We start from the raw sequence: 24,606 nt of genomic DNA, 5'->3' as shown, positions 1-24,606 counted from the left end.
CTTATCTTCGCGTTACAGAAACCAGCTATAGCGTGCAGGACATCCACCACATACTTAAAACCTATTGGGGCTACGACACTTTCCGGCCATTGCAGGAGGAAATCATTTCCTCGGTGCTGGCGGGGCAGGACACGCTGGCCCTATTGCCCACGGGTGGTGGTAAGTCGATCTGCTTTCAGGTGCCGGCTATGGCGATGGAAGGGGTTTGCCTGGTCATAACGCCGCTCATCGCCCTGATGAAGGACCAGGTGGAGAACCTTAAAAAGCGGGGCATTTCTGCCGTGGCCGTGTACGCTGGCATGAGCCGCCGGGAAATTGATGTTGCCCTGGATAACTGCGTGTATGGCGGCGTAAAGTTTTTATACTTGTCACCGGAGCGTCTGCTGACCGATCTGTTTCAGGAGCGGGTGAAGCGCATGAAGGTAGGGCTGTTGGCGGTGGATGAGGCACACTGTATCTCCCAATGGGGCTACGACTTCAGGCCTCCTTACCTGCAGCTGGCCGAACTGCGCGAGGTGCTGCCCCAAGCGCCGCTCATAGCGTTAACAGCGACTGCAACCGAACAGGTAAAGCAGGACATACAGGTGAAACTGAGGTTCCCGAGGCCCAACGTGTTTCAGAAGAGCTTTGCCCGCGCTAACCTTTCTTACTCCTGTCTGCCAACGGAGGATAAAGCGAACCGCCTGCTGGAAATCCTGCAGCGCATGCCTGGGCAGAGTATCGTGTATGTGCGCAGCCGCCGCCAAACAGTGGAGATGGCCAAGTTCCTGCAGAGCCGCCGCATTTCCGCTGCTGCTTACCATGCCGGACTTAAGTTTGAGGAGCGCAGTAAGGTGCAGCAGCAGTGGGTGGAGGATAAGGTGCGTGTCATGGTGGCCACCAATGCCTTCGGGATGGGGATAGATAAGCCGGATGTGCGGCTAGTGGTGCACCTGGATTTGCCGGAGAGCCTGGAAGCTTATTACCAGGAGGCGGGCCGCGCCGGTCGGGATGAAAAGTATGCGTACGCTACCCTACTGTTGGGGCCAAACGATGTAGCAGAGCTGCAGCGGAAGGTGGAGGAGGCGCACCCGCCGGTGGAGTTTATCCGCAGGGTATACCAGTGCCTGGCCAACTACTACCAGCTGGCCGTGGGCAGCGGGCAGTTCAGCAGTTTCGATTTTGACGTGGCCGACTTTGCCAAGCAGTATAAACTGAACCCGCTGGAAGCGCACCATGCCGTGAAGCGGCTGGAGCAGGAAGGCCACGTGCAGCTCAACGAGAGTTATTACATGCCCTCGCGCCTGATGCTGGCGTTGGAGAACACGGAGCTGTACAGCTTTCAGCTCAAGAACCCGGAACACGACAAGCTTATCCAGCTGATACTCCGGATGTATGGCGGAGAGGCCTTTGTGAATTTTGTGAAGGTGCGGGAGCGGAAAATGGCGGAGCTGCTGAAAGTGCCGGAGCAGGAGCTGCGCCGCAAGCTGGAGTATTTGCACAGGCTGCAGGTTATTAACTACGAGCCCCAGCACGACTCCCCGCAGCTCGTCTTCACGGCTCCGCGCGAGGAGGCAAGCCGCGTGGTACTTAACACCAAAAAACTGAACACCCTGCGCGAGCGGGCACTGCAGCAGGCAAAGGAAATGGGCCGCTATGTGCAGACGGAAAACCGCTGCCGCACCCAACTGCTGCTGGAGTACTTCGGGGAGATCTCTGACGCTTGCTGCCGCATCTGTGATTATTGCCTGGCCGAGCGCAAAAAAAAGCGGGAGGGCGTGGAGGAAAGCCAGCTGCGCGCAAAAGTACTGGAGCTGCTACAGGGCAGGTCCTGCCTTCCCAAGGAACTGGTGCAGCAGTTCGAGCCGAAGCATGCCGAGGCCATCACAACGCTTATTCGGGAAATGCTGGATGTAGGCCAGTTGCAGTACCAGGAGAGCGGCAGGCTGGAGGTAAAAGAATAAAGTTTTCACACCTTACTGCTACTCCTTCACCTGCCCCTGAACCTCCTTTGCGGTATATTTTATACTTCCCGGGGGCGCTCCTCTCATTTCTTGCAACCAATCTCCGTTTTATGGTATCTACTTAGCATTAGGTATCACAAAATAAAACTATGACTAGGATGACCAGAAAAAGAGGGGTGGGAACGCGGAGTAAATTACTTACCTTATTTGTCGGAGTAGCTTTTTTGAGTGCCTGCGAAGATAACAACTGCATAAAAGGCGAGGGAGCGGTGGAAACACGCACGCTGAACCTGCAGCCCTTCAGCAGGGTGGAGGCGAACGGTGATTTTAAAGTATACATCACGCAGGGAGAGACGCAGCAGGTAGAGGTAAAGGGTGAACCCAACATACTGGACCAACTCGAAACCAGCATCAGCAACAACACCTGGGAAATTGAGTACCGCGACTGTGTGAGGAGAAGCAAGACGGTGGAGGTATACATTACCATGCCGCAGGTGGAGTCGCTGTACCTAAATGGCTCCGGGCGTATTGCCAGCCAGGAGGAGTTTACAGCAAACGAGCTGGCTGTGGAGGTTAACGGTTCGGGAAAGATCGATTTTTACGTAGCGGCGGCGAAAGTGATTGCCCGCGTGACCGGCTCTGGCGAGGTGGCGCTGCATGGGGCGGCGCCTTTGTACAACGTGAATATCTCTGGCTCTGGCAAGGCCGCAGCCTTCGACCTGCAGGCCGAGAACGCAACCGTAAACCTTACCGGATCCGGTGTGGCGGAGGTAAACGCATCCGAGGCTTTGGCGGCAGACATTTCAGGAAGCGGAATAGTGTACTACCTGGGCAACCCGGCTGTCACCTCCAACATCTCCGGCTCTGGCAAAGTCGTGAAGAAGTAAAAGTTCTTTAGCAGCAGGCAGGCGGAGCACCTATAACTTCGCCTGCACTTGCCGCAGACGCTCTTGTGCCAGCTGCAGGTTTCCGCCGGGGAGCCGCTCCAGGCGTATATTTTCTGTGGGAACTGGCTTAGCAGGTGGATGAATAAAGGCGCTGGTATTACACTTTAGCAAGCAACTACTGTCTGGAAGGAAGGAGTCTTCGGGCCTTTCTGTTTCCCAGCGCTACCGAAGCTGGCAAAGCCACAGCGGCTATCATCATATAATTCAGGTTGCTTAGGGTTGTTGCCCAGTCTACATCAATTCCTGAGAGAAGGCATCTCCAGGTATCCCAAAGCTTCAGGAAGGCCACGCCTAAATAAAGTATACCAAAGTATGGCAGGCTGTATTGTGCTACTCGCAGCATGTCGTTTTTCTTCATATATGAAATATATAAAATATAAACGGCGGCTCCAAAGCTTATAAAGTATAAGCCTGCATTTGCTGCAAAATTCTTTGCCCGGCTGCCTTACCTGAACTTGCGGCGGGTGTACAAGTATAAACCCTCCACTTTCTCACGGGCCCAGGGCGTGCGGCGCAGGAACGTGAGGCTGGACTTGATGCTGGGGTTGTTCTTAAAGCAGTTAAGGTTGATCTTGTGGCTTAGGTGCTCCCAGCCGTATACTTCTACCAGGTGCTCCAGCATCATCTGCAGCGTTACGCCGTGCAGCGGATTGTTTTTCTGTTCTTCTGCCATACTGCAAAGTTACGTATTTCAGGGCAAAGTATAACGGCACCCTGCAGTGGCAACAGCCGTATAAGGGGGCTATGTTAGAAGAACTCATCATCAGGTCGCTGGCCGATACACTGCCTGATCAGACCTTGGACGCCTTGTTCCTTTTCGGGCAAACAGAAGATAACCAGGAGTCGGGCTTTGCGGTGGCCCGGCAACTGCTGGAGCAGGAGCGGGTGCAGAAAGTACTTTTCCTGAAAACAAAACCCCTTAGCGGCTACCCGGGCTACGAGGCATGGCACCGGGAGCTGGTGAGCCGGGGCATCTCCCCACAGCGAATAGAAGGCATTCCGGATCCCGGTACAGCCTACCTGCATACTTTGATAGAGGCCGAGGCCATGGCCAAACACGCTAAGGCCAAAGGCTACCAGACTGTTGCCGTGGCAGCGGCGCCGTTTCAGCAGCCCCGGGCCTTTATGGCCGCCGCTACGGCAGCACGGCGGCATTATCCACAGCTGTGCCTGTACAGCATTCCCGGTAAAGCCTTGCCGTGGTGCCGCGAGGCCACGCACTCGCAGGGCAAAGTAGAAAACACCCGCGCCGGGCTGATTGCCGGTGAGATGGAGCGCATCCACAAGTATAACGCCCAAGGCGACCTGGACTCGGTGGGGCAGGTGCTGAGCTACCTAAATCGACGTGACAGCAAACAGCTGTAATTCCGCCATCAAGAGCCTTCACTTAAAACTTACCGCCTTGGCATAACCTTCAGCCGTGGCCTTCGCGTTCTTGCTAGTAGATAGTTATGTGCAACCAATCATCCAGAAGCTATGAAAGCAATTGTTTTAACCAAACCCGGCGGTATAGAGCACCTACAACTGCAGGAAATAGACAAACCCACACCACAGAAGAACGAAGTGCTGGTGCGGGTGCATGCCATCAGTGTGAATCCTGTAGACGCAAAGACCCGGGAGGGGAAGTCTTTGTACGACAAGCTGAAGGAGGAGCCACCCATTATCCTGGGCTGGGACATCTCCGGTGTGGTAGAGGCGATAGGAGAGGATGTGACCTACTTTAAAGAGGGCGATGAGGTGTTTGGGATGGTAAACTTCCCGGGTCACGGCAAAGCGTATGCGGAGTATGTGGCAGCTCCCGAAACGCACCTGGCGCACAAGCCGGCCAACATTCCGCACCACGAAGCCGCCGCCGCCACGCTAGCCGCCCTTACCGCCTGGCAGGTGCTGGTGCACGAGGCCGGCATCAAAGCCGGGCAGCGTGTACTCATCCATGCCGCGGCTGGCGGGGTGGGCCACTTCGCCACGCAGATAGCCAAATACTTTAAGGCCACCGTTATCGGCACGGCCTCCCCCGAAAACCACGACTTTATCCGAAACATGGGAGCCGACGAGCAGATTGACTACCACCAGTATAACGTGGAGGACATCGCCATGGACGTAGACATCGTGCTGGATTCCTTAGGGGAAGAAAACACCCGCCGGTCGCTAGCCACCCTTAAGGAAGGGGGAAAAATAATCTCCATACTGGGCGGGGCCAAAGAGGCTGTGCAGGAGGAGGCGAAGAAACGCAACATAGAGGCCAAGAACTACCTGGTGCACTCCAGCGGCGAGGACCAGGAGCAAATTGCGCAGCTGATGCAGCAAGGGCACCTGCGGCCGCATGTATCGCACATGTTCGAGTTTGAGGATATGGGCAAGGCGCACGAGCAAGTGGAAACGCGCAAGACCAAGGGCAAGGTGGTGGTAAACGCCATCCCGTAAATTTATACTTTAGCTGTGGAGAATAACGTAGCTTTCAGTCTACATACCGATCAGAAACAAAAATGACACAAGCAACCAAACCGGAGGCGTGGATGAGCGGGCCTGTGGAGGGTATTCCGCCTCTGCTGCAGCCAGTGGCACACGCGCTGCTGCAGGCAAGGGAGGAGGTGCACACGTATTTGGATGGCTTTCCGGATGAACTGCTGTGGGAGCGGCCAGCCGGTGTGGCCTCCATCGGGTTCCACCTGCAGCACCTGAAAGGCGTACTCGACCGGCTCTTTACTTATGCCCAGCAGCGGCAGCTCACGGAGGAGCAGCTAAACTACCTATACGCCGAAGGCAAACCCGCAGAAAACCAGGTGTACCATGTGCAGGGCCTGCTCCAGACTTTCGGCCAGCAGGTGGACAAGGCGCTGGAGCAACTTAAAAGTATAGATGAGAATGCCTTGACCGACTTCAGAGGGGTGGGCCGGAAGCAGTTGCCGTCCACCGTACAAGGCCTGCTTTTTCATGCCGCCGAGCATACCATGCGGCACGTGGGGCAACTGCTGGTAACGGCAAAAGTCTTGCTGGCCAGGGAAGGTAGGTAGGAGTGGCTTTAAGCTTACCCGGCTTCCTGTGCAGCTGCATGTACCGCTCCATGGCAGCCGGCTCATACTTGCATACTTTCGGCGCCATACAAAGTACATGAGGTTTATTTTCCTACGGCCGTAAACCTTACCGGCGGCTTTCTGTGCCTGGTGCCCTGCTCATAGGCGTACGTATACTTTATGAGCGTCGGCTCATCGTACATGCGCCCCAAAAACTGCAGCCCGGCAGGCAGGTTTTCATACGTATAGCCCATTGGCACAGTAAAGGCCGGCTGCCCTGTGTGGGGCGCTATGATCTGGCTGTTGTCGCCCTTATAGCCGGAGAAATCGCCTACCTTGGCAGGTGGGTTGTTCCAGGTGGGGTAGATGATGGCGCCAAGCCTATGCTTATCCATGGCAGCATCCACCGCATTCCGAAAAGCGATTCTTCTGGGATCGTTATAGGCATCGCCGCACGTATGGGAGTCGCCTTTCTCCTCAAACTGGTGCTGCTGGAAGTACTTTAGGTTCTCTTCGATGTAGGGCGCATACTTGCCGGAGGCGATCACCTCATCCAGGCTCTTGACAGGCACGTCCGGCCCTTGGGAGGCAAGGTAGTCGTTCAGGTCCTGCCGGAACATATCACACCACTGGTCCTGGCGCAGGCTATCAAAATCCGCAATCTCTAAGGAGTCCACAACCACGGCTCCCAAGGCTCTCAAATCGGCGATGGCCTGCTCGAACAGCGCCTTCACCTGTGGGTCCGGGTCCTTCTCGCTCAGCTGCCGCAGCACCCCGATGCGGGCACCTTTCAAGCCGTCCTTCTTCAGGTACTGCTGGTAGTTCTGTGGCACTTTGCCCCGGCTGTGCGCCGTTAGCGGGTCAGCCGGATCGTAGCCTGCAATCAGCTCCAGCACCCGGGTGGCGTCCTCTACGGTGCGTGCCATAGGGCCGCCCACGTCGTTGCGGAGGTAAAGCGGCACAATGCCTGCCCGGCTGGTCAGGCCCAGGGTGGTCCGGAAGCCGACCAAAGCGTTGTGCGAGGAAGGCCCCCGGATGGAATTGCCGGTGTCAGTGCCAAGCCCTATGGTGCCAAAGTTTGCCGCCACAGCCGCGGCGGTACCACCGCTGGAGCCTGCAGGCACGTGCTCCAGGTTGTAAGGGTTGCGTGTTTCGCCTGCTATGGAGCTGATGGAAACCATAGGGCTGAAGGCCCACTCCGCCATGTTGGACTTGGCCAGCACTATGGCTCCGGCCTCTTTCAGCCGCCTCACCTGCGTGGCGTCCTCTGCGGGCTCAAAGCCTTTCATGGCCAACGACCCGGCGGCCGTCTGTAAGCCTGCGGTATTGTAGTTGTCTTTCACGATGATCGGGATGCAGTGCAGGGGGCGCAGCTTTTTGGTGCGGGTAAACTCCTCGTCCAGTTCCTGGGCGCGTTGCATGGCTTCGGGATTTGTCAGTACAATGGCATTAAGCCCGGTAGGCTGGTCATACTTGTCTATGCGCTGCAGGTAAGTGGCCACCAGTTGCTGGCAGGTGCAGGAGCCCTCCCTGAAGGCTTGGTGAATCTCCCCAACGGTGGCTTCCTGCACATCAAAATCGCTCATATTGGTGGAGGCTGGCTGTGATCCGGAGCTACAGCCATAAAATAAAACAAGGCTGAGCAGCAGGAACAGTTTTGATAGGAGAACTCTTAGCATAGGCAGTTGGCAGGCTTTGGTAAATCAATATAAGAAATAAATCCCTGCTACTCTTAAAAGCGGCAGGGATTTATACTTGCAGGCAGGTTGGGTCTGGCGCCTACAGCCTAAAGGTAGCCATAGCGGTCCACGGCCTCCCGCTCCAGCCGCTCGCGGTGGTCGGGGTGGGCGATGTTGATGAGTGCCTTGGCGCGTTGGCGCAGGTTCTTGCCATACAGGTAGGCTACGCCATACTCAGTGACCACGTAGTGCACGTGCGCACGGGTAGTGGTCACGGCGGCCCCCTCGTTTATGAGCGGGGTGATTCTGGAGATACCCTTGTTCGTAACAGAAGGCAAGGCGATGATCGGTTTACCCCCCTGGGACAGGGCGGCACCGCGTATGAAGTCCATTTGCCCGCCGATGCCGGAGAACTGGTGTTTGCCTATGGTATCGGCTACCACCTGGCCCGTCAGGTCTATTTCGATGGCGCTGTTGATGGCCGTTACCTTTGGGTTGGAGCGGATGATGGTCACATCGTTCACATAGTCGGTACGCTGCATCAGGATGAGCGGGTTGTCGTCCACGAAATCGTAGAACTTGCGGTTGCCCACGATAAAGCCGGTGGCGATGCGGCCCGGGTGCCTGTACTTGTGCTCGTTGGTGATGACGCCTTTCTCCACCAGCTCCATCACGCCGTTCGACATCATCTCGGTATGGATGCCCAGTTCCTTGTGATTGGTCAGGCTGCTGAGCACGGCGTCGGGAATGGCGCCAATACCCATCTGCAGCGTAGCGCCGTCCTCCACCATCTCAGCGATGTACTTGGCAATGGCCTTTTCCCTGTCGGTTATCCGCAGGCTATAGTCAACTTCCGGCAATGCCTCGTCCACCTCTACCAGCACGTCGAAACGCCTGATGTGGATCAAACCGTCGCCGTGGGTGCGGGGCATTTGCGGGTTCACCTGGGCAATCACGTGCTTCGCGTTCAGCACGGCCTCGCGCGTAATGTCCACCGACACGCCCAGCGAGCAATAGCCGTGCCTGTCGGGCGGCGACACGTGCACGATGGCCACATCCAGCGGCATATGGCCTGAGCGGAAAAGGTTCGGGATTTCACTCAGGAAGATCGGGACATAGTCGCCGCGACCGCTGTTTACGGCCTCGCGCACGTTGGCCGACACAAACAGGGAGTTGATGAAGAACGATTCTTTGTAGCGCTCCTCCGAGAGCGGGAACTCGCCGTAGGTTGTGATGCTCACCAGCTCCACATCGCGCAGCTCATCAGCCCGCTCGGCCAGCTTACGCACCAGGTACTGCGGCGTGGCCGCGCTGCCCTGTATGAACACCCGGTCCCCGGACTTTATGACTGAAAGGGCTTCCTCGGCAGTTTTGTAATTTGCTTTATTATCCAGCATAGGTATAAAAAACTGCCCTTCTGGTTTAGGGAAGGGCAGCGGGTATAAGGTTAATAATCATTGCGTTCGAGTGCGGCCACACCAGGCAGGGTTCTGCCTTCCATGTATTCCAGCAGCGCTCCGCCACCGGTAGATACATAGGACACGCGGCTGGCGTAGCCAAATTTATTCACGGCAGCGGCAGAGTCTCCGCCCCCGATCAGCGAGTAAGCGCCTTTGGCTGTGGCGGCCACCACGGCATCGGCCACGGCCTCTGTGCCCACCGAGAAGTTCGACATTTCAAATACCCCCATTGGGCCGTTCCAGAGGATGGTTTTGGAGTTGGCGATAACAGCGGCATACTGTTCGCGCGCCTCCGGCCCGATGTCCAGCCCCATCCAGTTCTGCGGAATGTGGTGGCTTAGCTTGGTGTCGATGTTGGCGTCGTTGCTGAAAGCATCGGCAATCACGGAGTCCACCGGGATCATGATGTTCACGCCTTTTTCTTTGGCCATGCGGATGAGTTGGTTTGCCAGCTCCAGCTTGTCTTCCTCCACCAGTGAGGAACCGATCTGGCCGCCATCCGCCTTTACGAAAGTATAAGACATGCCGCCGCCTATGAGCAGGTTGTCCACGCGGTCGAGCAGCTTCTCAATGATCTGGATCTTATCGGAGATCTTGGCGCCGCCCATGATGGCTGTAAACGGGCGCTCGGCGTTCTCCAGCACGCGGCGGGCGTTATCCAGCTCGGCCTGCATCACGTAACCCATCAGCTTGTCGTTCGGGAAATAACGGGCAATAACGGCTGTGGAGGCATGCTCGCGGTGGGCGGTGCCGAAGGCATCGTTCACATACACATCTCCCAGCGAGGCCAGCGCCTTGGCAAAATCAGGGTCACCTTTCTCCTCTGCCTTGTGGAAGCGCAGGTTCTCGAGCAGCAGAATCTCGCCAGGCTGCAGCTCCTGTGCCAGCTGCGCCGCCTCGGGGCCAACACAGTCCGGGGCAAACAGCACGCGGGTGTTAAACTCCTGCTCCAGGCGCGGCACCAGGTGGCGAAGCGAGAATTTCTCCTCAGGCCCACTCTTCGGGCGGCCCAGGTGCGACATCAGGATCACGGCACCGCCATCGCTCAGGATCTTGTTGATGGTAGGCACTGCCGCACGGATGCGGGTGTCGTCGGTGATTTTATACGCGCTGTCGAGGGGCACGTTGAAGTCTACACGGACCAAAGCCTTCTTACCGGCAAAGTTATACTCGTCTATTGTTCTCATGGGTATGGTTATGATTTCGTAAAAGCGTTAACTCGTTTTTCGTGATCCACGGAATTTTGTTGCTCTACAAATATAGTGATTTGGCAATGGCAAGATAAGCGGAACAGGATCAAATCAAAAGAGAAACGAGCTGTTAAGCTAGCTGACCCAGGTTACCTTCTCTGGCAGCGGTACGGTGCGCTTGCCTTCGTGCGCGGCGTTTTCGGCATAGCCCAAGTATAAAATGCCCAGCACCACGTCCTGCTCCCGCAGCTGCAGGTGCTTTTTCATACTTGGATGGTAGGCCATGCCGCCCGAGCCCCAGTAGCTGGCAATGTTCAAGGCTGTGGCCCCTAGCAGGAGGTTCTGGATGGCGCAGGAGGTGGCGGCTATCTCCTCCAACTCCGGAATTTTGGGCAGGTCGCCGCGGCGCATGTAAGCCACGACAACGTGCGATGCCTTCTCGCCCATGTGCAGCAGCTTCTCATACTTCTCGTTCAGGAACTTGTCTGCCGGTGTGTTCTGCTCATAAAGCGCCGCGTGCTGCTGGCAGAAGCCCTTAACGGCAGCATCCGCGTAAACAATAAAGCGCCAGGGCTCGGTGTGTCCGTGGGTGGGGGCCCAATCGGCAAGCTCCAGCAACTGTTGTACTTGGGTGTCGGGTATGCGTTGCCCGTTCATTTTTGGCGGCTTTGTCGTTCTTCTCAGGGTGATAACACGGGCTAGGCTTTCAAAAGTATCGTTCATAAGGTCTTCCGTTTCTAAAGAATGGTTGTTGTCTCAGAATGCTTGTGTGTCGGCTGCTGGCTGGCAAAAGCGACCACTAGCAGGCTGCTTCTCTCCAAAGGTAATGAATTGCGCATGCTGTACTAAATTAACACAGAACACTTCTCCTTGTTATGCGTTTAGGAGGTTGCAGTGCAACCGTTCCCAGCGTATCTTTGGCAACACCCGCATAACAACCGATTACCTACCCTGATGATGGATTTTGTAAAAGTATTTGAAAACGTGCCAGAGGCCTTGGTCGTGGTTTCGCCAGCCTACAAGATATTAGCCGCTACAGACAGATACCTTCAGATTACCATGCGCAGACGCGAGGACATTGTGGGGCTGCACTTTCTGCAGGAGGCTTTCCCGGATAAAGAGCTGCCCTATGAGGAAAACCCGGTACGGAAGTCGCTGGACAGAGCCGTAAGTGCTAAGCAAGTGGATTACCTGGACGTGATCCGCTACGACCTGACCAAACCGGACGGCACCTATGAGGAGCGTTATTGGGAGGCGTCGCACACCCCTGTGTTAGACAGTGAAGGCAATGTGGAGTACATCATCCAGCGTACCTCCGACGTGACGGAGCGGGAGAAGGCGAAGAGGGCCCTGCACGAGAGCAACGAGAAATTCCGGTTTATGGCCGAGGCCATGCCGCAGCTTGTTTTCACGACAGACGATAAGAGCCAGGTAACCTATTTCAACAAGCGTTGGGAAGAATATACAGGTGTGACTTTGGAGCAGCTGCATCAAGCCAGTTGGCATGAGATAATTCATCCGGATGACCTGAAGGTTACGCAGGAAAAATGGGAGCGTGCGATCCTTAACGGCGAAGCGATGCAGGTGGAGTTGCGCAAGCGGGATAAAGACGGCGAATACCGCTGGCACTTGTGCCGTGCCAACCCCATGAAGGATGCGGAAGGCCACATTACCATGTGGGTGGGTAGCTCCACAGACATCCACGATACCCGTAAGCTCGTGCAGGAGCTGCTGGAGTCTAACGAGCAGATGGCACAGCTATCGGACCAGGTGCAGCATGCTTATGAGAAAGCGGAGTCGGAGCGGAAGACGCTGGAGACGTTGATTATGGAGGCACCAGCCATGTTTGTTCTCCTGAAAGGCCCGGAACACAGGTTTGAATTACTGAACGACAAGTACCAGCAGCTTTACCCCGGCCGCAACCTGATTGGCCTGCCGCTCGCGGAGGCGCTGCCAGAGATAGAGGAGCAGGGGTTTATAAATCTGCTGGACAATGTATACAACACTGGCGAGACGTATGTGGCGGAGGGGGTGCCAATCCTGCTTCCGCAGAAGGGAACCAGGCCTTTAGAGGAGAGGTTCTTCAACTTCTCTTACCAACCTGTATATGTGGCTGGCAAGGTAACGGGGATACTAGCCTTTGGCTATGACACTACGAATGAAGTGCTCTTTAAGCGGAAAATGGAGAATCTTGGACAGGTCGGGTAGCAATATGAAAAACCATATAGAGGGCAGGGAAGGAGCCAACATTAAATGGAGATAGCCCAGATAGATTTTCAGCAGCTCAGAATCAAACACATTCTGTATAAGTCGAAGGTGCGCTCTTTTCTCTATGGCGGTGCTTTCGATGCTGCGTTCTTTTCATCTTCCGGGCCAATCGACCTCTGGTTTACGACGGTGGGGATGGTGCGCTATGAAAGTGAGCCCGAGATAGCCTCTCTTGTAAGGCTACATCGGGAGCTAAATGCGCTGGCCCTTGAGCTGTATAACCTGTACCGCCATGGCCAAATAGACCAGGCGCACGACGGGCTGAAAACCCTAGAGAAAAAGTCGGATCAATTTATTGAGATCCTCTCTCACCTCGATAAAAGGCTCCAGGAGCCCTTGTTAGATTAAAACAAAAAAGGCCGGCAACTACAGTTGCCGGCCTTTTTTGTTCATGGTTCCTTATTTTAGCTTCAGGTCTTTCAGTATCTGCTCAATTTTCCGGTTCAGCTTCTGCTCCGTGGCCTCGTAATCAGCAGGGGAGGCGAGCGGTTCTTTCACGCTCATGTAGAACTTGATCTTCGGCTCAGTGCCGGAGGGGCGGGCCGATACTTTGGTGCCGTCCTCAGTAAGGTACTGCAGCACGTTAGAGCTCTCCAACTGCAGCTTGTGCTCCTCGCCGGTGAGCAGTAACTTGCGGGTGCTCATCTTGTAGTCATGCACCTCCGCTACGTTAGAGCCGCCAATCTGCTTCGGCGGGTTGCTGCGCATCTCGGCCATCATCTGCTGTATTTCCTCAGCGCCGCGCTGGCCTTTCTTGGTAAACGAAACCAGCTCCTCTTTGTAGAAGTTATACTTGGTGTACATCTCCACCATCATCTCGAACAAGGTCTGCCCGTTATCCTTGGCCACGGCAGCCATTTCGGCAATCAGGGCGCAGGCCGAGATGGCGTCCTTGTCGCGCACAAAGTCGCCGATCATGTAGCCGTAGCTTTCCTCGCCGCCGCCAATGTATACCTCCTGGCCTTCCTTCTCGCGGATGATCTGTGCGATATACTTGAAGCCGGTCAGCGTCTCATACATGGTTACATTGTAGCTGTCGGCAATCTCCTTTATCAAATCGGTGGTTACGATGGTCTTCACCACGAACTCCTTACCCGTTAGTTTGCCGGCATTTTGCCAAGCCTGCAGCAGGTAATTGATGAGCAAGGCACCGGTCTGGTTGCCGTTCAGCAGCATAAACTCGCCTTTCTGGTTTTTCACGGCGATGCCCACTCGGTCAGAGTCGGGGTCGGTAGCCAGCACCAGGTCCGCGTCAATTTCCTTAGCCTTGTTCAGGGCCAGGGTCATGGCCTCTTTTTCCTCCGGGTTCGGGTACACCACCGTCGGGAAATTGCCGTTTGGCTCGGCCTGCTCCTGCACCACATGCACGTTGGTAAAACCGAAGCGCTGGAGCACCTCCGGCACCAGCGTGATGCCTGTGCCGTGGATAGAGGAGAAGACGATCTTGAGGTCGTGCTGGCGCTTAATTGCCTCCTGCGAGACAGACAGCTTCTGCACCTCCTGCATATACGCCTCGTCTACCTCCTGGCCGATCATCTCGATCAGCTCCGGGTTTGGCTCAAATTTTACCTCATCAATGCTGGTAATCTTGTTTACCTCACCGATGATGTTCTTGTCGTGCGGGGCGGTTACCTGGGCGCCGTCGTTCCAGTATACTTTGTAGCCGTTGTATTCCTTGGGGTTGTGCGAGGCAGTTACCACCACGCCGCTCTGGCAACCCAGGTGGCGAATGGCAAACGAGAGCTCCGGCGTAGGACGCAGCGCTTCGAACAAGTATACTTTGATGCCGTTGGCAGAGAAGATCTCCGCCGCGATACGGGCAAAGGTATCGGAGTTGTTGCGGCAGTCGTGGGCGATGGCCACCTTTACCTGCTCTCCCGGAAAATTCTGCTTTAGGTAGTTGCAAAGGCCCTGTGTGGCCATTCCCAGGGTATAGCGGTTCATGCGGTTGCTGCCCGCGCCCATGATGCCGCGCAGGCCGCCGGTGCCAAACTCCAGGTCTTTGTAAAAAGCATCCGACAGCGCCTCGTGCTCGTTGCGCTCCAGCATGCCGTTTATTTCGCTTTTAGTAGCCTCGTCGTAGTTGCCGGCCAGCCACTGGTCGATTTTAAGTTTTACAGATTGGTCTATCATAGTCTGTTTTTGCTGATATTATAGTAGCAGTATTCTCTCCTTCATGTATAACGCCGCTGCGGGGCAGGCGTTAAGACAAAAAATCACACCAGCCCTTGCCGTACTTAGCGCACAGCCCAAGAACTGGTGTGAAGTATAGTTATATCAAAATAAAGGTATTTTAGCCACATTTACACGCGGCTATACTTTATTTTTCGCCTAAAGGTTGCCTCTTAGCGCCTGCTCGCGCTCAATCGCCTCGAACAGCGCCTTAAAGTTGCCCTTGCCGAAGGACTTGGCCCCTTTGCGCTGGATGATCTCATAGAACACGGTTGGGCGGTCCTCTACCGGCTTGGTGAAGATCTGCAGCAGGTAGCCTTCGTCGTCGCGGTCCACCAGGATGTTGAGCTTCTTCAGGTCGTCCATGTCCTCATCGATGTGGCCGATGCGCTCAATCAGATCCTCGTAGTACGTCTCAGGCACGTACAGGAACTCCACGCCGCGGCGGCGCAGCTCACTTACCGTGTGCAGAATGTCGTTGGTGGCCACGGCAATGTGCTGCACTCCGGCACCGCGGTAAAACTCCAGGTACTCGTCTATCTGCGATTTTTTCTTGCCCTCGGCCGGCTCATTTATCGGGAATTTGATGTAGCCGTTGCCGTTGGACACCACTTTCGACATTAGGGCAGTGTACTCGGTGCTGATGTCCTTGTCGTCGAAGGTGAGCAGCAGGTTAAAGCCCATCACTTTTTCATAAAATTCCACCCACTCGTTCATGCGGCCCAGTTCCACGTTGCCCACGCAGTGGTCTACATACTTCAGGCCCACAGGCTCAATATCGAGTTGGCTCTGGCGCGGCACGTAACCCGGCATAAACACGCCGTTGTAGTTTTTGCGCTCCACAAAGGTGTGGATGGTATCGCCATACGTATGGATAGAAGCCACTTTCACCTCGCCGTGCTCGTCGGTGAGGGTGGTAGGTGCATGGGCCGGTCTTGCGCCGCGGGCCACTGTTCCGCGGAAGGATTCTTCGGCATCGTCTACCCACAGGGCCAGCACTTTTACGCCGTCGCCATGCTGGTGCACGTGCTTCGAGATCTCGGAGTTGGGGTCCAGCGAGGTGGTGAGCACCAGGCGGATTTTCTCCTGCTGCAGCACGTAAGAGGCACGGTCGCGCATGCCGGTTTCGGGGCCGGCATAGGCCACCAGCTTAAAGCCGAAGGCAGTCTGGTAGTAGTGCGCCGCCTGCTTGGCGTTGCCCACGTAAAACTCAATGTGGTCGGTGCCGTTAAGTGGCAGGATATCTTTAACTATGGTTTCGGAAGGTGAGGTGTTGGTATTCATAGTCTTTTGATTAGTTAATAATGGATTACGTAAAAATACAGCTTTTAACGGTTTATCAAAACGTAGGCCCCAAGCCCAAATTATCAAACCTATTTCTTGCAATTACTGAGGCATGTTTCCAACTTTGTAAAAAACAAGACTACATATGAACGCAAAAGCCCTGAACGAGTCCATTGTGGCCATCCTGGAGAAAAAGCAAGAGTTGCGAGCGCTTGACTACAACGATGCGCGCTACGATGACATAGAAGAAGAGCTGCACGACCTGGAAGACGATTTTAACGAAGAATACGGCGATGAGCTGGAGGAGGTGCTGGAGGATGTGCACGGTAAAATAAAGTCGGATGCTGATATCCTGCTGCCAACCGCCTACCTGGCCAGCTCGCTGGACGGAAAAGAGCTGGAAGACGGCGATGATACCGAAGGCGTTTGGGTGGAGTCAGATACGTTCCCGGGCGTGGAGATGCGCTTGGTGCTGGTGGCCAACCCGCCCCGCGTGCTGCTTATCCTCTCGGACCAGGAGCGCGTGCTCTGGACAGCCGAATAAAAGATTTTATACTTGAGTAGCCTTTAGGCTGCTGTTTATACTTGCCGCACTTGCCAAGGCTTTGAGCTGAGGTGGGTGCGGCTTTTTTTCATTGTTACGTAATTCAAAGTTTTAACTATATTGTGGTAGTAAGATGTAAGAGAAGAAGAAAGTTGAAAAAATGCTGGCTAAGGCACCTACAACTGAAGTAACTGCATTTATTATAAAATTTTGGCTGATTTAAATTAAAACTGACCTGAGACGAGAAAAACTGCGCATGAAACAAACTATACTACTCATATTTATCTGCTTCACATCATTTTCGTCTTTTGGACAAATCTATCCGGAAGATTCTACCATGCAGGTTATTGGCTACTGGGATCTGAATGAAAAACAGACATATGAGGTGACGAAGGAGAAGTATCGGGTGCAGCATGCAGACACTACGCAGCGTGAATTGGTAAAGTATGAGGTGGATATCACCATTGTTGACTCTACAGCTAGCTCATACACCATTGAATGGGTATACCGCCACATCGATCAAGACTCAGAGAACGAGTTTGAGAAGAAATTAGCAGGTATTTCGAACAACAGGAAAGTGATTATCAAAACCAGTGAAATGGGAGCATTTCAGGAAGTGGTTAACTGGCAGGAGTTACGCGATGAGATTAAAGGCGCTACCGGAGTTGTACGCAAAGAATTCAAACACATTCCTAAAATCGACCTTGTGATTGATAAAGTAGAAGCCATGTTCCTGACAAAGGAAGCGATCGAGTCGATGGCTATCAAAGATATTCAGCAGTTTTACTCGTTCCATGGAGCTGTTTATACTTTAGGAGAGGAGGTGAGCGGGCAGTTGCAAGTGCCGAACAACTATGGAGGAGAACCGTTCAACTCTGATGCTTCCCTTATTCTAGATGAGCTTAATGTGGAGGATAATAATGGTGTGATTTGGATGTGGCAGACCATAGATTCTAAGGCGCTGACAGATGCAACCTACAGTTTTTTGAAAGAGAGTGCCACCGCGGCAGGCAATAAGTTTCCGGAGAGAAAAGACTTCCCCTCGGTGCAAAGTAAAACCACGACAGCTGCGCGTATACACGGCTCTGGCTGGCTGGTGTACAGCCGGGAAACAAAAGAAGTTACAGCAGATGGGGCATTGGCATTTGAAGAGCGTACTATCGAAATAAAGTAAGTAGAAGAGCGTGCCGAATAAATGAACCTTAAAGAATCCTTTTATGAAACACCTATACCCTGTCACTTTTCTCCTCATCATGCTAACCACAGACGTTGCCGTTGCGCAGGATTGGGCGCAGCTGAACAAGTATAAAGCGGAGAACGCAAAGCTGAATGCCCCTGCCCAGGGCGAAAACCGCGTGGTGTTTATGGGCAACTCTATAACCGAGGGCTGGGGCAGTCACGATCCTTCCTTTTTTAAGGGAAAGCCCTACATCAACCGTGGCATCAGCGGGCAGACCACGCCGCAAATGCTAGTGCGTTTCCGGCAAGACGTGCTAGAACTGCAGCCGGAAGTGGTGGTGATTCTGGCCGGCATCAACGACATAGCCGGCAACACTGGACCTGCCACGCTGGAGGAGATCATGGGTAACATTGCCTCCATGGCAGAACTGGCCAGGGCAAACGGTATTAAGGTGGTGCTCTGTTCTGTGCTGCCGGCCCTGGATTTTAAATGGAACCCGGGGCAGGAGCCGGCGCCAAAGGTGGTTGCCCTGAACACGATGATCAGGCGCTACGCGGCGGAAAAGAAGCTGGTTTACCTGGATTATTTCTCCGCCATGGCAGACGCGCAGCAGGGCTTGCGGCAGGAGTACACGTACGATGGCGTGCATCCGAATGCGGCTGGGTATAAGGTAATGGCACCCTTGGCCGAGGCGGCTATAAGCAGAGCGCGGGCGCAGGAGTAATGTAAAGAGCATTAAAAAAGGCAGGTGAGAAATTACTCTTGCCTGCCTTTGCTGTATTTTAAGCTTTGTCTTCTTCCCCAGAATCCGTCTTCTTGTTTTCTTCGGGAGGGGTGTCCGTAATGTTTCCAAACTCATCTACGTAGGCGATCATGGCGTCGAGGCTTCCGCCGGCGGAGTTCTCCTGGCGCTCCTGCTTACGCTGCATTTTATCCTCCTTCTTCTTTTGCTTCTGTTTCTCGCGTTGCTTCTTCAGGAAAGTGTTCTGTGATCTTGCCATATGCTATCTTGTTATGTGAGAAATGTGCCCCGGCCAAAAGGTATGGCGAGCGAGGCTTTACAAGGATGGCGGCCTAACCTAACCAGCGCGTGACTCATAAAAGAGCCGTGGCCGGTGGGCTGCCAACGTTTAAACCCTGATAGGTGATGTCTGATAAAACCGCAGGTGAGGGTAAACCAAAAGCGGCTACGAGTGCTGATCAGAGGTGAACTCAGGATGTTACAGTATTACAAAGATAGCAAAATTCTGGGAGAAACGCAGGTTCTGGAGCAGGTTTCTCGGAAGGAGGTATGGCAAAGAGATGCATCTAAAACAAATGGTAACGCATGCCGATTCTAAAAAAACTGTATCTTTAGGCATGGCTACCTTAGCAGGGGCCTAACACTAAAACAATGCATATGAGAACCACTACCATTGCGCTTATTGCCCATAATCAGAGAAAGACAGAGTTGCTGAACTGGGCCAAAGTACACCGTGACGAGCTGGTAAAGCACCATTTGATAGGCACCAGCAACACCTCCAAGCTGCTAAACGACATGCTGGAGCTGGATGTGCAGCCCTTCGGCCACGGCCCAAGCGGCGGCGACATACTGCTGGCGGCAAAGATACTCCAGCACGAGGTACACAAGGTCATCTTCTTTATCGATGCCGAAACACCCCACGGGCATGAGCACGACATACAGACGCTGATTCGCACGGCCGTGATCAACAACATCCCGATCGCGCTCAACCGCGCCTCTGCCGACCTCCTCATCATGGAGGCTGCCGACGAAGTATAAGGCGGCTAAGTTAATGGCAGGTGTTGCACTTATGGCTGTTTTGGCAGCGGTAAGTGCTTTTTTATTTTGGGGCAACGTCATGTAACCGGCTCCAGTAGTTGCACTTTTTAGGGTGTTCTACTGCAATGTGTTTTGTTTATACTTCGTCTGTGGGTGCATTTACTTCTCTTGTGGCTGATTTTTAACCTTAACCACTATCAGCCCCGTAAATTAATAGTAACTGCATAATTGAACTTAAAAAAGAGAGCTATGAAAACAACGAAAAGAAAAGTAAGCATGCTTATCAGCAACGGTCTTTGCTGCGCCCTATTGGCGGGCTTAGTGGCCTGTGGCGGAGAAAGGCAAGAAACGGCAGCCGTTGCAGAAGACGACATGGTAGCGGAGGAACAAACCGACGCAGATGCCGGTGTGATGGATAATTGGGATACCAACAGGTTTAACACCACCTTTGCCTCCAACAACCGCTACGGGGAGTGGGACGCCAACGATGACAATAACCTGGATGAGAATGAGTTTTACGGCGGTTTCTACGATACCTGGGATGTGAACAATGACAACAGCCTGGACGAGAACGAGTGGACCACTGCCACCAGAGACTACGGCATCGAGAACCAGAACTGGAGCGATTGGGATACCAACTCGGATAAGAGCCTGGACGAGAATGAATTCAGGACCGGGATGGCCAACACCAACTACTACACCGACTGGGATGCTGACCGCAACAAGATGATCAACGAGCGAGAGTACACGGATGGCATCTTCGGCCTGTGGGATGATAACGATGACGACATCCTGGACAACAATGAGTACAACGAGAGGTACAACCGCTACTACAATGCTGATTAGGCCTTGTTACAGACCATAAGCAAGAGGGCCTGCCACTTTCGTGTGGCAGGCCCTCTTGCTTTACCGGAAGTACCTCATTTATACTTTTACATAAATCCGGTTGCGGTCCATGAGGTAGCCCATGAGCCAGTGCACCAGCATATAAGCCAGCGCAAACATCAACGAGGCGAACTCGCCCTCGCCCCAGCTCAGGAACCAGTTCTGGTAAATCCAGCGGCTTAGGCGGGTCTGCTCGTCTACCTTAATAAAGCTCAGGGTTTTGATGATGATGATGGACATGGCGTAGATAAAGAGCGGGTTCTTGCCGAACACCTCAAAAAAGTAAGTCCATTTTCTAAGCTGCAGCACCTCGATCAGGAGCATCAGCGTGGAAAGCACCAGCATCACCAGGCCCACCGTATGCAACGTATAAGTGCTGGTCCAGAGGGCTTTGTTGATCGGGAAAACCATGTCCCACAGCAGCGCCACGATAATGATGGCCGCCCCAGCCAGGTTCAGCTTAAACACCGTCCCCAGGTTATTGCCGTAGCGCTGGATGGCCATGCCCACCAGATAACCGGCAATCACGTTAACGGCAGCCGGTAACGTGCTCAGAAGCCCTTCGGGGTCAAACGGAATACCGTAGCCTTTGTACAGCACCTCCGGGGAGAAGAACAGCAGGTCGAACTTCAGGGCCGCGTTTCCTTCCAGCGAGTACGGGTCTGGCTGATCGCCGAAGAAGTACAGCACAGCCCAATAACCCAGCAGCACCACCGCACTAAAGATGATGGCGCCTTTGGCTTTAAGGTAATGCACCACCAGGGAGCCGATGAGGTAGGCGAGGGCAATGCGCTGCAGCACACCCATCACACGGATGGCGGTAAAGTCTATCACCTCAAGGCCTCCGCCCTCGGCATGGGCCACGAACGGAAAGGCCCGCATGCCCAGACCGATCAGGAAGATAATGGCGGTACGCTTGAACACCTTCTTCAGGAAAACGCTATCGGGCTGCAGCTCAAACTTGCGCATGCTAAAGCTCATGGCATTGCCCACCGCAAACAGGAAGGCCGGGAACACCAGGTCGGTAACCGTAAAGCCGTGCCAGGCGGCGTGGCGGAGCGGCGGGTAAATGGTGCTCCAACTGCCAGGGGTGTTCACGATCACCATCAACGCCACGGTGAGCCCCCGCAGCACATCCAGCGAGAGGTAGCGTTCTGATCGTTTTTTTGTTAAAGGTACTGATGCTGCGACTGCGTTTGCCATACGTTCAGGGTCTGGTGTAGGAATTAAGTATAGTTTGCCGCCTTAAGATATAGATATTACATGATATGTTAAAGCGAACGGGTAAATCAGTGTGAGGACACAAAAAAAGCGGCAGCTGACCTTGGCCAACTGCCGCTCCTATGCATTGACTCCCGAAGAAGCCTGCAGCTATGCTTAATAACCCAGTCTCTGGCGCACGCGCTGCAGAACCGGTGTTGCTATGGCTTTCGCTTTTTCGGCTCCTTCCTTCAGTTTCCTGTCCAGTTCCGGCAGGTTGTTCATGTAGTAGTTAAACACCTCACGCTCCTTGGCATATTGGCGGATGATGAGCTCGTAAAGCGCTTGTTTGGCGTGGCCGTAACCATAGCCGCCGGCCAGGTAATTCTGGCGCATTTTCTCTACCTCCTCCGGCGAGGCCAGCAGGCTGTACAGCTTAAAGGTAGTGTCCTCCTCCGGGTTCTTAGGCTCCTCCAGCGGGGTACTGTCCGTCACGATGCTCATGATCGTCTTGCGCAGCGGTTTGTCCGCCTCAAAAATATCGATGATGTTGCCGTACGACTTGCTCATTTTCTCGCCGTTGATGCCTGGAACCGTCATCACTGTTTCGTCGGTCTTGGCCTCCGGCAGCACGAACGTGTCGCCGTAGACGTGGTTAAAGGAGCTGGCAATGTCGCGGGTGATCTCCAGGTGCTGTACCTGGTCCTTGCCCACGGGCACAAAGTTGGCGTCGTACATCAGGATGTCGGCGGCCATGAGTACCGGGTAGGTAAACAGGCCGGCGTTCACGTCAGCCAACCCGCGGCGCGCGGACTTGTCTTTAAACGAGTGGGCATTGGCCAGCATGGGGAACGGCGTGAAGCAGCTCAGGTACCAACTCAGCTCTGTTACCATCGGCACATCGGACTGGCGGTAGAAAACGTGCTTGTCTGTATCAAAACCAAAGGCAAGCCAGGCCGCAGCCACCGAGTATGTATTGTGCCGCAGCACCTCCGCATCGCGAATGGTGGTCAGGGAGTGCAGGTCGGCAATAAAATACATGGCCTCCTGTTCGGAGGTTTCTGAAAACTTGATTGCAGGAATAATAGCGCCCAGCAGGTTGCCCAGGTGCGGGCGGCCCGTGCTCTGGATGCCTGTAAGATATCGTGCCATAGGTTAGGGTGTTCTTGTTTGTACCGCAAAATAACGTAAAATGCTGAAAACACCCGAAACCCGGCTACCACATTTCCACAGTGCCGCCTAAAGTTTGCGGAGCGAGTAGTCCTTGGAGTCGCTTATTTCTTCTTGCCGGTTGTTGAGTAGCTTCACCTCGCTTTCGCTCATCTGAAGGAAGTACATCAGGTCCAGGTCGCCGTCGGTGGGGACGAGCTGCAGGATCACGGCGTCCGGGTTCTGCTTGTTCCCTTTGGCCAGAAACCACTTGCCGCTTCCTGAAACGATGTTTTTATCGGTAGCTTTGCCCACGTACATCTGCCGCATCGTGAACGAGCGGTTAGCGTCTTTGGGGCTGCCGGACAGGATTAACTCGGTGCGTATGCCCTTGCAGTCGGCGCAGGCAAACGTGCCCCTGAAAGTACCGACTGGTGGGGCCATAACAGGGGCTTCTTCTTTAGCTGTGGCAGCGGCCGCGGCCGTTTTGCCCTTGGCGCTGGTTTTTTTAGCCGTTGTTTTGCTTTTAGACCGGCTTTCCTTCAGCCACTCCTGGTAACTTTTGCCGGATTGGGCCTGCGCCTGCTGCAGGCCAAGGGTAAGGGAGAATAAGACGAAGAAGGCGATGATTGTTCTCATAAGGTGCGGTTTTTTCATTCGGTGTGTATCAAAAGAAAACGTACCAGTCTCTATGCTGAATTGGCGTTGTTTTTCAATTTAAACTGCCATATACCCGCAATTATTGTTCTTGTGGCCTTTGTTGCGGCTGCAGGAGCAGCTTTATGCCCTAACAGGCGCTCAAGAGGCAGAGGCATTGGAGGTGTGGCTAGGGGAGAGGGAAGGGAGGCGGCATCTGGGCAGGAACGCAAAGCACTTTACCCCACCAGCAACAGAAAGGGTCAGGCACTGCAAAAAGCTTCACCTGACCCGTCTGTCATTAACCATCAACAAAAATCTTTAAGAAGCTGCCAGCACTTGCTCCCGTTTCTTCTGCTTCACAGAGCTGATGTTGGACAGCACGATAGCCAACAAGATCAGCGCCACACCCAGCCATTGCACTGCCCACACCTCCTCCTGCAGCACCAGGCTCGACATCAGCACTGCCACCGGCAACTCAGCGGCGCTAAGTATAGCGCTCAACCCTAGCCCTGTTTTAGGGATACCGTAGGCATAAAACAGCGGCGGTATAACGGTGCCGAACAGCGCCAGGACCACCCCCCATTTTAGCAGGCCGTTGAACAGGGCGCCATTTACCAGGAAAGCTGGCGGAAAGATGCTCAGCACCAGTACAGCGGCCCCTGTAAGTAAAAGTGCGCTCTTCGTGGTGGGGTGCAGCGCGTTGCCAACCGAGCCGTTGATCATCAAAAAGAAAGTATAGCACAAAGCAGCCAGGAGGCCATACACGATGCCAGCCACATCAAAGGTAGGAATGCTCTCGGATATAAGACGGCCTGCCAGCGCCGTGCCGGTAAGTATAAGCGCCACCATGGCTAACTGAAAAGGGCTGGGCAGCTTGCGCTTTATGATAGATTCCAGCAGCAGGCTCATCCAGGTGAACTGCATCAGCAGCAGGATGGCGATAGAGGCCGGAACGGTTTGCACGCATTTGTAGTAGAAAATGCTGACAAGGCCGGTGCTGGTACCCATGGCCACCAGTTTCAGGGCTTCCCTGAACGACGTGCCGTTGCTCTTGCTGCTCAGCAGCGTTCGCAACAACACGATGGTCCAAAGAATAATCAACCCAAAAAAAACCTGCGTGCCCGTTACTTCACCCAGGTTAAAACCTTCCTTGTAGGCTAGCTTAACAAAAGTAGATAATACCCCAAAACTGCATGCGCCCAAAAAAACCAAGGCGACTCCTCTGAACATACGTGTCCCTCCAGTCTAAAAAATCAATCAACCAAAAAATAG

Annotated in this window: 24 protein-coding genes; 12 read left to right on the top strand and 12 right to left on the bottom strand. The window is 54.2% G+C overall.

From position 1 onward, the window contains the following. Positions 1 to 32 precede the first annotated feature (32 nt). Complete coding sequence (locus PXG97_RS04100; RefSeq protein ID WP_276496445.1) at positions 33 to 1,943, top strand: RecQ family ATP-dependent DNA helicase; 1,911 nt, start codon at positions 33 to 35, stop codon at positions 1,941 to 1,943. A 269-nt stretch (positions 1,944 to 2,212) separates the two neighbouring features. After that, positions 2,213 to 2,830: a head GIN domain-containing protein gene (locus PXG97_RS04095; RefSeq protein WP_276496444.1), complete on the top strand. Its 618-nt coding sequence runs from the start codon at positions 2,213 to 2,215 to the stop codon at positions 2,828 to 2,830. A 505-nt stretch (positions 2,831 to 3,335) separates the two neighbouring features. Here the strand turns inward: PXG97_RS04095 and PXG97_RS04090 are convergent. After that, positions 3,336 to 3,563 (bottom strand): VF530 family protein, encoded by a 228-nt coding sequence (locus PXG97_RS04090; RefSeq protein ID WP_276496443.1) that lies wholly within the window; start codon positions 3,561 to 3,563, stop codon positions 3,336 to 3,338. A gap of 71 nt (positions 3,564 to 3,634) precedes the next feature. Between PXG97_RS04090 and PXG97_RS04085 the strand changes: the two genes are divergently transcribed. The 3 genes from PXG97_RS04085 to PXG97_RS04075 all read left to right on the top strand — a co-directional run bounded on the left by PXG97_RS04085 (position 3,635) and on the right by PXG97_RS04075 (position 5,904). After that, the gene (locus PXG97_RS04085) at positions 3,635 to 4,255 is read left to right on the top strand and encodes a YdcF family protein (protein WP_276496442.1); all 621 of its coding nucleotides are present in this window, start codon (positions 3,635 to 3,637) and stop codon (positions 4,253 to 4,255) included. A gap of 111 nt (positions 4,256 to 4,366) precedes the next feature. Next, positions 4,367 to 5,314: an NADP-dependent oxidoreductase gene (locus PXG97_RS04080; protein ID WP_276496441.1), complete on the top strand. Its 948-nt coding sequence runs from the start codon at positions 4,367 to 4,369 to the stop codon at positions 5,312 to 5,314. 62 nt (positions 5,315 to 5,376) lie between these two features. Then, the gene (locus PXG97_RS04075) at positions 5,377 to 5,904 is read left to right on the top strand and encodes a DinB family protein (protein ID WP_276496440.1); all 528 of its coding nucleotides are present in this window, start codon (positions 5,377 to 5,379) and stop codon (positions 5,902 to 5,904) included. Positions 5,905 to 6,008: 104 nt separating this feature from the next. Here PXG97_RS04075 and PXG97_RS04070 read toward each other — a convergent pair whose 3' ends face one another. The 4 genes from PXG97_RS04070 to PXG97_RS04055 form a co-directional block, all read right to left on the bottom strand. Beyond that, positions 6,009 to 7,583 (bottom strand): amidase family protein, encoded by a 1,575-nt coding sequence (locus tag PXG97_RS04070; RefSeq protein ID WP_276496439.1) that lies wholly within the window; start codon positions 7,581 to 7,583, stop codon positions 6,009 to 6,011. 107 nt (positions 7,584 to 7,690) lie between these two features. Continuing rightward, complete coding sequence (locus PXG97_RS04065) at positions 7,691 to 8,980, bottom strand: acetyl-CoA hydrolase/transferase family protein (RefSeq protein ID WP_276496438.1); 1,290 nt, start codon at positions 8,978 to 8,980, stop codon at positions 7,691 to 7,693. A 50-nt stretch (positions 8,981 to 9,030) separates the two neighbouring features. Next, positions 9,031 to 10,230, bottom strand: a complete 1,200-nt coding sequence (locus tag PXG97_RS04060; protein WP_276496437.1) for a phosphoglycerate kinase — start codon at positions 10,228 to 10,230, stop codon at positions 9,031 to 9,033. A 138-nt stretch (positions 10,231 to 10,368) separates the two neighbouring features. Beyond that, positions 10,369 to 10,956 (bottom strand): nitroreductase family protein, encoded by a 588-nt coding sequence (locus PXG97_RS04055; RefSeq protein ID WP_276496436.1) that lies wholly within the window; start codon positions 10,954 to 10,956, stop codon positions 10,369 to 10,371. 231 nt (positions 10,957 to 11,187) lie between these two features. Between PXG97_RS04055 and PXG97_RS04050 the strand changes: the two genes are divergently transcribed. Both PXG97_RS04050 and PXG97_RS04045 read left to right on the top strand, forming a co-directional pair. Beyond that, positions 11,188 to 12,441 carry a PAS domain-containing protein gene (locus tag PXG97_RS04050; protein WP_276496435.1) on the top strand — a complete coding sequence of 418 codons (1,254 nt, stop codon included), beginning with the start codon at positions 11,188 to 11,190 and terminating at the stop codon, positions 12,439 to 12,441. A 45-nt stretch (positions 12,442 to 12,486) separates the two neighbouring features. Then, on the top strand, positions 12,487 to 12,849 hold the full coding sequence (locus PXG97_RS04045; RefSeq protein ID WP_276496434.1) for a histidine kinase: 363 nt from the start codon (positions 12,487 to 12,489) through the stop codon (positions 12,847 to 12,849). 51 nt (positions 12,850 to 12,900) lie between these two features. Here the strand turns inward: PXG97_RS04045 and PXG97_RS04040 are convergent, their stop codons facing one another. Both PXG97_RS04040 and hppD read right to left on the bottom strand, forming a co-directional pair. Further along, positions 12,901 to 14,634 carry a phospho-sugar mutase gene (locus tag PXG97_RS04040; protein WP_276496433.1) on the bottom strand — a complete coding sequence of 578 codons (1,734 nt, stop codon included), beginning with the start codon at positions 14,632 to 14,634 and terminating at the stop codon, positions 12,901 to 12,903. 198 nt (positions 14,635 to 14,832) lie between these two features. Then, positions 14,833 to 15,927 carry a 4-hydroxyphenylpyruvate dioxygenase gene (hppD, locus tag PXG97_RS04035; protein ID WP_276496889.1) on the bottom strand — a complete coding sequence of 365 codons (1,095 nt, stop codon included), beginning with the start codon at positions 15,925 to 15,927 and terminating at the stop codon, positions 14,833 to 14,835. Between the two features lie 175 nt (positions 15,928 to 16,102). On the opposite strand from hppD, the gene PXG97_RS04030 reads away from it, so the two are divergent. The 3 genes from PXG97_RS04030 to PXG97_RS04020 all read left to right on the top strand — a co-directional run bounded on the left by PXG97_RS04030 (position 16,103) and on the right by PXG97_RS04020 (position 18,405). Further along, positions 16,103 to 16,501 (top strand): hypothetical protein, encoded by a 399-nt coding sequence (locus PXG97_RS04030; protein ID WP_276496432.1) that lies wholly within the window; start codon positions 16,103 to 16,105, stop codon positions 16,499 to 16,501. 256 nt (positions 16,502 to 16,757) lie between these two features. Beyond that, positions 16,758 to 17,675, top strand: a complete 918-nt coding sequence (locus PXG97_RS04025; RefSeq protein ID WP_276496431.1) for a hypothetical protein — start codon at positions 16,758 to 16,760, stop codon at positions 17,673 to 17,675. Between the two features lie 43 nt (positions 17,676 to 17,718). Continuing rightward, positions 17,719 to 18,405: an SGNH/GDSL hydrolase family protein gene (locus PXG97_RS04020; protein WP_276496430.1), complete on the top strand. Its 687-nt coding sequence runs from the start codon at positions 17,719 to 17,721 to the stop codon at positions 18,403 to 18,405. 58 nt (positions 18,406 to 18,463) lie between these two features. On the opposite strand, the gene PXG97_RS04015 is transcribed toward PXG97_RS04020, so the two are convergent. Continuing rightward, complete coding sequence (locus tag PXG97_RS04015) at positions 18,464 to 18,682, bottom strand: cold-shock protein (protein ID WP_276496429.1); 219 nt, start codon at positions 18,680 to 18,682, stop codon at positions 18,464 to 18,466. Positions 18,683 to 19,080: 398 nt separating this feature from the next. Between PXG97_RS04015 and PXG97_RS04010 the strand changes: the two genes are divergently transcribed. Beyond that, on the top strand, positions 19,081 to 19,461 hold the full coding sequence (locus tag PXG97_RS04010) for a methylglyoxal synthase (protein WP_276496428.1): 381 nt from the start codon (positions 19,081 to 19,083) through the stop codon (positions 19,459 to 19,461). Positions 19,462 to 19,710: 249 nt separating this feature from the next. After that, entirely contained in the window at positions 19,711 to 20,307 is a 597-nt protein-coding gene (locus tag PXG97_RS04005) for a hypothetical protein (protein WP_276496427.1), read from the top strand. 78 nt (positions 20,308 to 20,385) lie between these two features. Here PXG97_RS04005 and PXG97_RS04000 read toward each other — a convergent pair whose 3' ends face one another. The 4 genes from PXG97_RS04000 to PXG97_RS03985 all read right to left on the bottom strand — a co-directional run bounded on the left by PXG97_RS04000 (position 20,386) and on the right by PXG97_RS03985 (position 24,564). Next, entirely contained in the window at positions 20,386 to 21,549 is a 1,164-nt protein-coding gene (locus PXG97_RS04000) for an acyltransferase family protein (protein WP_276496426.1), read from the bottom strand. Positions 21,550 to 21,723: 174 nt separating this feature from the next. Then, the gene (trpS, locus tag PXG97_RS03995; RefSeq protein ID WP_276496425.1) at positions 21,724 to 22,698 is read right to left on the bottom strand and encodes a tryptophan--tRNA ligase; all 975 of its coding nucleotides are present in this window, start codon (positions 22,696 to 22,698) and stop codon (positions 21,724 to 21,726) included. Positions 22,699 to 22,785: 87 nt separating this feature from the next. Then, positions 22,786 to 23,334: a copper resistance protein NlpE N-terminal domain-containing protein gene (locus PXG97_RS03990; protein ID WP_276496424.1), complete on the bottom strand. Its 549-nt coding sequence runs from the start codon at positions 23,332 to 23,334 to the stop codon at positions 22,786 to 22,788. Positions 23,335 to 23,652: 318 nt separating this feature from the next. Continuing rightward, positions 23,653 to 24,564, bottom strand: coding sequence for an EamA family transporter (locus PXG97_RS03985; RefSeq protein WP_276496423.1), 912 nt, complete (start codon positions 24,562 to 24,564; stop codon positions 23,653 to 23,655). Positions 24,565 to 24,606 lie beyond the last annotated feature (42 nt).

Origin of the sequence: Pontibacter litorisediminis, assembly GCF_029360645.1 — a bacterium.
GTDB classification, from domain to species: Bacteria; Bacteroidota; Bacteroidia; order Cytophagales; family Hymenobacteraceae; genus Pontibacter; species Pontibacter litorisediminis.
Note: the sequence above shows the minus strand (reverse complement) of the source record. Positions and strands in the feature narration are given on the sequence as shown.